Source organism: Streptomyces sp. NPDC058525 (assembly GCF_042719495.1).
In the GTDB taxonomy this organism is placed as follows: domain Bacteria; phylum Actinomycetota; class Actinomycetes; order Streptomycetales; family Streptomycetaceae; genus Streptomyces.
Window position 1 is genome coordinate 95,834 of sequence record NZ_JBHXNP010000022.1, and the last position, 2,053, is coordinate 97,886.

At 74.6% G+C, this 2,053-nt stretch carries 1 protein-coding gene and 1 pseudogene; one reads left to right on the forward strand and one right to left on the reverse strand.

Features of this window, described 5'->3' with window-relative positions; genetic code table 11:
* The first annotated feature begins 53 nt into the window (after positions 1–53).
* Positions 54–1,826, forward strand: a complete 1,773-nt coding sequence (locus ACFWP3_RS13875; protein ID WP_384219986.1) for a hypothetical protein — start codon at positions 54–56, stop codon at positions 1,824–1,826.
* Here ACFWP3_RS13875 and ACFWP3_RS13880 read toward each other — a convergent pair.
* Positions 1,766–2,053: pseudogene (locus ACFWP3_RS13880) on the reverse strand (hypothetical protein); the annotation flags it as partial. The gene ACFWP3_RS13875 and the pseudogene ACFWP3_RS13880 overlap by 61 nt on opposite strands.

Sequence of the window (2,053 nt, forward strand, 5' to 3'; positions counted from 1 at the left end):
GGAGGCCGTCTGACCTGGTTGTATGCGATCCTGCCCTTGGGCGGAGGTACGCGATGGAGTCCGACGAGCGCATTCTCGTCCCCGTGGGGCCCGACGCCGCACGCTGGCGGACCTTCGGCGGCGAACGTACGGTCGTGGTCGCGGCGCGGACGGTGACGTCGCTGGTGCGTGTGCTGGACGTGGTGCCCGAGATCGTCCACGACGACCCGCGGATCGCCGTGGTCTTCGCATACGACCCCACCTCCGCCTTCAACGACGGCGTGCTCGACCTGCTCCGTTCCCTGGGTTGCCGTACGCTCCCGTGGCCCCAGCTCGCCGAGATCGAGCCCGACCTGCTCGTCTCCGCCTCCGAGAACATCAAGGTGCCGCCCGGCGACTACCCGGTCCTGGTGCTTCCGCACGGGGTCGGCTTTCACAAGCAGGTCCCCGACTCCGCCGGACCAGGCACCCGACTCTCTGGGCTGGTCCACGACGACCTGCTGGCGGCCGGGCGGGCCCGGCTCGCCGTCTCCCACCCCGACCAGGAATGCCAGCTGGCCGCCGCCCATCCCGCCACGAACGGCAGCACGGTGCTGGTCGGCGACCCCTGTCTCGACCGGATCCGGGCGAGCGTCCGGTGGCGGGAGCGCTACCGCTCCGCCCTGGGCGTGCTGCCGGGCCAGCAGCTGGTCCTGGTGACGTCGACCTGGGGCGAGGAGTCGCTGGCCGGGTCCTGGCCGGCGCTTCCTGCGGACCTGCTGTCCCAGCTGCCGACGGACGAGTTCCGGGTGGCGCTGGTACTGCACCCGAACGTCTGGTCGGGGCACGGAGCCTGGCAGGTCCGGGTCGTGCAGCAGAGCGCCCTGGAGGCCGGGCTGATCGCAGTCGACCCCACGGACGGCTGGCAGCAAGCCCTGGTGGCCTCGGACGTGGTGATCGGGGACCACGGGTCCGTGACCCTGTACGGGGCAGCACTCGGACGCCCCGTACTCCTCGGCGCCTTCGGGTCGGAGGCCGTTCCCGGGACTGCCGGGAGCGCGCTGCGCACGGCAGCGGGACGGCTGGAGGCGGACCGGCCGCTGCGGACGCAGCTGGCGGCGGCGGTGGCGGACCACCGACCGGACCGGTACGCCGCAGTGACCGCGGCGGCCTTCGCGGAGCCCGGCCAGGCCCTGCCTAGGCTCCGTGAGCTGGTCTACGACCTCCTCGGACTCCCTCAGCCGAAGCAGCTCATCCAGCCGCACCACCCCGGCCGCGGTCCGCGCGCCTTCCCGATCCCGGCCCCGGATACAGGACGGGCCCGGTCGCTGATGGTGCACACCTCCGTCGTCAGGGACGCCGGAGGCGAACTCCTGGTGGACGTCCGCCGCTTCCCCGCGGCACTGGTGGGAGGAGCAGCCGAGACCGACACCGCCTTCTGGCATCTGGCCTGCAACATCGACGAGCCGGACACCCGCCTCACCGAAAGCGCCACGGTCATCTGCTCGTCCTCGGAGGTCCTCGCCCCGGAGGCGGGGCGCCAGCGCGTCGGGGCCCTCCTGGACGACTTCCCCGGTGCCCGGATCGCGGCGCTGCCCTCCGTCGACGGCTGCACCGTCGGGATGCGCGACGGCCGGCTGCTCCACGTCGGTGCTGCCGAGGGGCCTGGTACCGACCCCGGCACCGCCGCGGCAGCGGTCTACGCGTGCCTGCGGGTCGGTGCCCCCCTCGACGCCGCAGCCGTGGTCGTGGTCCACGGCAAGCGGAGGCAGCGGCTGCTGCTCCGCACGCTGCCCTCGGCCACAGGTCAGCCTGCGGCGAGCCGGGCCAGGACCGCCGCCGCGCGGGGGCTGCCGCCCTCTTCGTAGACCGCCAGTGCTCGGCGCAGGCAGCTCCTGATCTCCGCTGGATCGTCCAGCAGGTCCGCCAAGTCCTCCAAGGCCCGGGCCTCGTAGTGCGAGGCGCCGGCCACGTGCAGGTCGTCGGCGGCCCGGGACAGGGCCGCCCGCGCCGCCGCGGGGGCCCCCCGGGGGCGCCGCGGCCAGCCGGGGTGGGGCCCCGACCGCGCCGCCCCCCCCCCCGCGCCCCCGGGGAG

Excerpts from the sequence above, each read along its gene's own strand:
- ACFWP3_RS13875 (WP_384219986.1), top strand. The coding sequence starts at position 54 with ATGGAGTCCGACGAGCGCATTCTCGTCCCCGTGGGGCCCGACGCCGCA.